Origin of the sequence: Aquabacterium sp. G14 (assembly GCF_037482285.1) — a bacterium.
In the GTDB taxonomy this organism is placed as follows: domain Bacteria; phylum Pseudomonadota; class Gammaproteobacteria; order Burkholderiales; family Burkholderiaceae_C; genus Aquabacterium.
Genome location: NZ_JBBEYB010000033.1, coordinates 1 through 5,502, shown reverse-complemented (window position 1 = coordinate 5,502; position 5,502 = coordinate 1). Strand labels below are relative to the sequence as shown.

6 protein-coding genes are annotated in these 5,502 nt (G+C 57.7%); all 6 read left to right on the top strand.

Translation table 11 applies throughout. The features are described from left to right. Window positions 1-1,928: 1,928 nt before the first annotated feature. A complete protein-coding gene (locus WIT60_RS16740; RefSeq protein ID WP_339584963.1) occupies window positions 1,929-2,303 on the top strand; it encodes a cupin domain-containing protein in 375 nt (124 codons plus the stop codon). A 223-nt stretch (window positions 2,304-2,526) separates the two neighbouring features. Continuing rightward, window positions 2,527-2,820 (top strand): type II toxin-antitoxin system RelE/ParE family toxin, encoded by a 294-nt coding sequence (locus WIT60_RS16735; protein WP_339584962.1) that lies wholly within the window; start codon window positions 2,527-2,529, stop codon window positions 2,818-2,820. Between the two features lie 5 nt (window positions 2,821-2,825). Further along, window positions 2,826-3,143, top strand: coding sequence for an addiction module antidote protein (locus tag WIT60_RS16730; protein ID WP_339584961.1), 318 nt, complete (start codon window positions 2,826-2,828; stop codon window positions 3,141-3,143). A 187-nt stretch (window positions 3,144-3,330) separates the two neighbouring features. After that, window positions 3,331-3,669 (top strand): antibiotic biosynthesis monooxygenase family protein, encoded by a 339-nt coding sequence (locus tag WIT60_RS16725; protein WP_339584960.1) that lies wholly within the window; start codon window positions 3,331-3,333, stop codon window positions 3,667-3,669. A 204-nt stretch (window positions 3,670-3,873) separates the two neighbouring features. Beyond that, on the top strand, window positions 3,874-4,263 hold the full coding sequence (locus tag WIT60_RS16720) for a tautomerase family protein (protein WP_339584959.1): 390 nt from the start codon (window positions 3,874-3,876) through the stop codon (window positions 4,261-4,263). 318 nt (window positions 4,264-4,581) lie between these two features. Further along, on the top strand, window positions 4,582-5,502 hold a 921-nt coding region (locus WIT60_RS16715; RefSeq protein WP_339581920.1), incomplete at its 3' end, for an IS1595 family transposase.

The following is a 5,502-nucleotide window of genomic DNA, read 5'->3' as shown; positions in this document are numbered from 1 at the left end:
CCGTGGCCCGCCCTCACCTCAACTTCATCTGTCGTGTGTTTCAAGGCCGTGCCACAGGTGCAAAACCTAACTGGGCGTTCAACGTGGACGCCAACAGCGGCCATGCCTTCGGCATTTTATTGGCCGCTGTTGGTACCCTGCGCCCCTGCGGGGCTCCGGCGCCAGTTAACTAATTCGTTAGGCCCATGCGCAATACGCCGCATGCCCAGGCCACACGAGCCGCCTCCTCGGCGGCAGCGGAACACTGGTTCGGGCCACCAAGTCTGGGTGCCCTCACCTCTGGTCGCGCAGGTTGAAGGTGCGTTAGATTGAGGTACTCGTCAGCGCATGGCTGACGCCATACGCAAAGGGAGGCGTGATGGCACGGTTCATCTCGGAGGCTGCCAGTTCAGCTCATCGCACACACCAGGCTGGCGCCTCGTGTGCGGGCTCGCTGGCCGCGCATCGGCTCTGCTACTTGCACCTTGGCCTAACTGGGCGTTGCAGGGGACGCTCACACGTCGCATCGCTTCGGCAACGCCTTATGGGCGCCCCTGAACTTGGGCGTTAGGCGCATGCTGAACTCCCCGCTTGCCCAAGCCAAGCGAGCCACCTCCTCGGTGGCTACAAGCAATCAGGCGCGCAGTTCTTGGCTCGCGCAAGGCGCCATGGCATGCTTGCATTCAAGCTGGCCATCCGCCAAGTAATCAACAAACAGGGGCCTCATGCGCATGCAGCCGCTCGCTATCCACCAGCGCCTAACTGTGCGTTGCAGGGGACGCTCATACGTCTCATCGCTCCGGCCACGCCTTGTGGGCGCCCCTGAACTTGGTAGTTAGGCCTTCGTTTTCCAAAGTCTCTGGAAGTCGAATGAGCGGTCTTCGGAAGGCTCTGGAATTCTGGTTTGATGGCCACGGCCAAGGCTTTTTTGACAGGTTTCAACGCGCGCCGAACCAACAACACGGCACGCATGGGGTCTTACTTTGGCCGCTCTGGTTGGCTGTCTGTCCTTCGGCAGCCTGCTCACCACCGCGCGGCACCAAAGTGCCACAGGCCACCTGCCTTGTGGGCTGCCTGTCCGGTGGCAGTCAGCTCAACATCCAGGGGCGCCAAAGTGCCATTCGCCATCGTCCTTTTGGCTAAACAAGTTCGGTGGTCTTCCACCAAGCCGTAGCGTCTGGCACACTGCTTTCAAACATCAAAGGGAGCGTCTGTGCAGCATCACTGTTCATCGAACCACGGCCAGGTTGCCGTGTGCTCCACGCCCTCTACTCCGCGCCCCAGCCTAACTGTCAGGTCAAGGGGACGCTTACATCACCGAGCGTCTTGCCTGCGCCAAACGGGCGCCCCTTACCTTTGTAGTTAGGCCTTCGTTTTCCAAACTCTCTGGAAGTCGAATGTGCGGTCTTCGGAAGGCTCTGGAATCTTGGTTTGAAGGCCCAGGCATGGGATTTTTGATCGGTTTCAACGCGCATCAAACCTACCGCACGGCACGCATGGGGTCTTACTTTCAGCGCTCAGGCCGGCCGTCTGTCCTTCGGCAGCCTGCGCACCACCGTGCGGCATCAAAGTGCCACACGCCATCGGCCTTGTGGGCTGCCTGTCCTGCGGCAGTCAGCTCAACATCCAGGGGCGCCAAAGTGCCATTCGCAATCGGTCTTTTGGCTAAACAACGTCGGCGCTCTTCCACCGGGCCAAGGCGTCTGGCACACTGAACGCAAACATCAATGGGAGCGTCTATGCAGCACTGCTGTTCATCGAACCACGGCCAGTTTGCCGTGTGCTCCACGCCCTCTCCTCCGCGCCCCAGCCTAACTGTCAGGTCAAGGGGACGCTTACTTCACCGAGCGTCTTGCCTACGCCAAACGGGCGCCCCTTACCTTTGTAGTTAGGCGCTTGGTGCGCGGCGTAGTTCTTGCTTGCTTTGCACCATAACTCTCGGAGCAGCCATGAGCAGTCAGCGCGTATTCAAATCAAGTGACCACATGCAAGTAAGCGACGGTGAGCCGATCCGCTCCGTTGTCCAAGAGTCTGAACATTCAGTGATCGTCGCTTGGCACGTTGAGCCGGGACAAACGATAGCTGCGCATACGCATCCAGAAGGCCAAGATACCTGGACAATTCTGTCCGGTCACGGCGATTATCAAATCGACGAACAAGGCAACACCGTTGTGGTCACATCAGGCGATGTTGTCGTAGCCAAACGAGGCCAAGTGCATGGCGTCACTTGCACGAGCAGAGAACCATTGCGTTTCATTTCCGTAGTCGCACCATTCGAAGCAGGTTATGTTCTTCTTCCACCACGCGCGCGGGTTGACACGTGAAGTGCAACACTCAAAGCTTCAGGTCGAACTACTATGAAGACCTTCCACTCCGCGCAGCCTAACTGTTAGTTCAACGTGGACGCCAACAGCGGCCATGCCTTCGGCATTTTATTGGCCGCTGTTGGTGCCCTGCGCCCTTCGGGCTCCGGCGCCAGTTAACTCGTTCGTTAGGCCACTCGGGCGAAGGCATTGACAAATTGTATCCCACAGGATACATTGTGCCATGCGTATCCGTACAACTGAGCTGTACCGTGATTGGATCAATGACCTCAAGGATCGAGCTGCTCGTGCTCGTATTCAGGTCAGAGTTGATCGCTTGGCACACGGCAGCCCTGGCCAGCACCGCAACCTTACTGGCGGCATCTCTGAGCTCAAGATCGATGTCGGGCCTGGCTACAGGGTGTACTACACGCAGCGAGGCGATGAACTCATCATCCTTCTCGTTGGCGGCGACAAGTCCAGCCAACAAAGCGACATCGCGCTCGCACAGGAACTCGCGCGCAACCTCCAGGAGTAACGGTCATGCCCAAGTCCAGCAAGAGCACCACCACAGCAACAAAGACAGTTGCCTATGACATCGCCGAGCAACTGCGCACCCCCGAAGAGATGGCTGCGTACTTGGACGCCTGGCTGACAGAGGCGCCCGACGACATCGCGGGCATCGCTCGTGCGCTTGGCGATATTGCGCGCGCCAAAGGCATGGCCCAAGTGGCCAAAGAAGCTGGCCTCAGTCGCGAAAGCCTTTACAAAGCGCTCAGCGAAAACGGCAATCCAAGCTTCGCCACCATTCTCAAAGTTACCAAGGCGCTGGGTGTTCAACTGCACGCTGGCGCAGCTTGAAACATCGTGCCAACGGGCCGTTGCCTAACTGTCAGGTCAACGCGGACGCAACCAAGGGCCATGCCTTCGGCATTCTCATGGCCCTTGCTTGTGCCCTCCGCCCTGGCGGGCTCCGGCGCCGGTTACCTTGGTAGTTAGGCTCTCACAAAACAATCGCTGCGGTTCTGGCCCGGCCATAAAAACAGGCATGTACACATCCACCTTCACTTTCGCCAAAGGCGAGTACGACGCAGAGTTCCACGAACTCGATCAAGCCATTGCTCGCACCGCCCAGTCAATTCCCGGCTACATCGGTGAAGAATCATGGGAGAACCCCCAGACGGGCCTCATCTCCAATGTGTACTACTGGGAATCCATGGACGCATTACAAGCGCTCATGAAGCACCCCGATCACATCAAAGCCAAGCAGCAACAGGCTCGCTGGCTCAAGGGCTATCAGGTGGTCATCGCGCAAGTCGTGGGCGCCTATGGTGACAAGCTCATCAACCACCCACTTTCAAGTCGCAGCGAAGCGCAACGCCAATGAGTGCAAGTGCAATGCTCAAACCTTCCACTACGCGCCCCAGCCTAACTGTCAGGTCAACGCGGACGCAACCAAGGGCCATGCCTTCGGCATTCTCATGGCCCTTGGTTGTGCCCTCCGCCCTGGCGGGCTCCGGCGCCGGTTACCTTTGTAGTTAGGCTCTTCTCACCCAGCAGTAAGTCCAAGCAACTAGCAACACTGCCTGATATGTCTCAAATAAAAATTTATGGTCACAGGGAAGCAATTCAAAAACATCGAACGGCGTTGTCCGATGCAATACACAGCGCTGTTGTTGAGGTGCTGAGCTTTCCGGCTGACAAGCGATTCCACCGCTTCATTGAACTCGAGGCCGAGAGCTTCATTCATCCAACGGATAGATCCTCCAACTACATCATCATTGAAATATCAATGTTTGAAGGCAGATCGAGCGAGGCGAAGCGCAACTTGATTAAGGCACTGTTTAGTTCAATTCAACAAAGCTGTGGCATTGAGCCTCAAGATGTTGAGATCACAATCTTTGAAACACCCAAAGCAAATTGGGGCATCAGAGGCATGCCGGGCGATGAACTCACCCTGAACTACAAGGTTGATGTTTAACCTCGTTCAATCCGAACATACACAACATGGGGCAAATGCAATTCAACCACTGTGCCTACGCGCCCCAGCCTAACTGTGGGTTCAACGCGGACGCCAACATGGGCCATGCCTTCGGCATCTTCATGGCCCATGTCGGTACCCTCCGCACTACGTGCTCCGGCGCCGGTTAACCAGGGCGTTAGGTCCCGTTTAAAAATATGCTCAGATAACTCGGTGCAAAAGCTCTGGCAAACCTGATTAGAAACCTGCCTCAGCGAGGCTCACCCCATGAGCTTGTGACTCACTAATCTGTGGTCTTCTTACAGTGGGGTGAGCACCATGGCCTTCAACCAGATTCAGTTCCAGCACGGCATGTCGATTCCGGAATTCCTTCGTAGCTTTGGCACCGAGGCACAGTGCGCCGAAGCGATCAAGGCCGCGCGCTGGCCTGAGGGATTTCGCTGTCCGCGCTGCTCCAGCAGTGATCACTATGTGGTCGGCCACGGTGTCCGTAAGCTCTTCCAGTGCAATGGCTGTCGGCATCAGACCTCCCTGACCGCAGGCAGTCTCATGGCACACACCAAACTGCCCCTGACGACCTGGTTCTTGGCCATCTACCTCATCAGTCAGGCCAAAACCGGCCTGTCTGCCCTGGCGCTCAAGCGTCAGCTTGGCGTGAGCTATCCCACTGCCTGGCTGTTGCATCAGAAGATCAACCGGGCCATGGCCTCGCAAGACGCCACCCACCAACTCAGCGGCACGGTGCAACTCGATGACGCTTACCTCGGAGGCGAGCGCACAGGCGGCAAAGTCGGTCGGGGCTCCGAGAACAAGGTCCCCTTTGTCGCGGCTGTCTCGGTCAATGATCACGGGCATCCGATGTTCATCAAGCTCAATGTGGTCAGAGGGTTCACCTCTGAAGCGATCAGCAAGTGGGCCAAGTCCAATCTGGCACCGGGCACCAGCGTGCACAGCGATGGTTTGGCCTGCTTCAGTGCGGTGGCCGATGCCGGTTGCCTTCACCTCCCGATGGTGGTCGGCTCCCTCAAGCCGCGCGACCTGCCCAGCTTCAAGTGGGTCAACACCGTGCTGGGCAATCTCAAGACCACGTTGGCCGGAGCCTTCCATGCCCTGAACTACCGCAAGTACGCCGAGCACTACCTTGCTGGCTTCGCCTACAGGTTCAACCGCCGCTTCGATCTGCGTGGTCTGGTCGCAAGTCTCATCGTCGACGTCGTGAGAGCAAAGCCCATCAAGGAA

Coding starts and splice junctions, on each gene's coding strand:
- WIT60_RS16740 (WP_339584963.1), top strand. CDS start 1,929: ATGAGCAGTCAGCGCGTATTCAAATCAAGTGACCACATGCAAGTAAGC.
- WIT60_RS16735 (WP_339584962.1), top strand. CDS start 2,527: ATGCGTATCCGTACAACTGAGCTGTACCGTGATTGGATCAATGACCTC.
- WIT60_RS16725 (WP_339584960.1), top strand. CDS start 3,331: ATGTACACATCCACCTTCACTTTCGCCAAAGGCGAGTACGACGCAGAG.
- WIT60_RS16730 (WP_339584961.1), top strand. CDS start 2,826: ATGCCCAAGTCCAGCAAGAGCACCACCACAGCAACAAAGACAGTTGCC.
- WIT60_RS16720 (WP_339584959.1), top strand. CDS start 3,874: ATGTCTCAAATAAAAATTTATGGTCACAGGGAAGCAATTCAAAAACAT.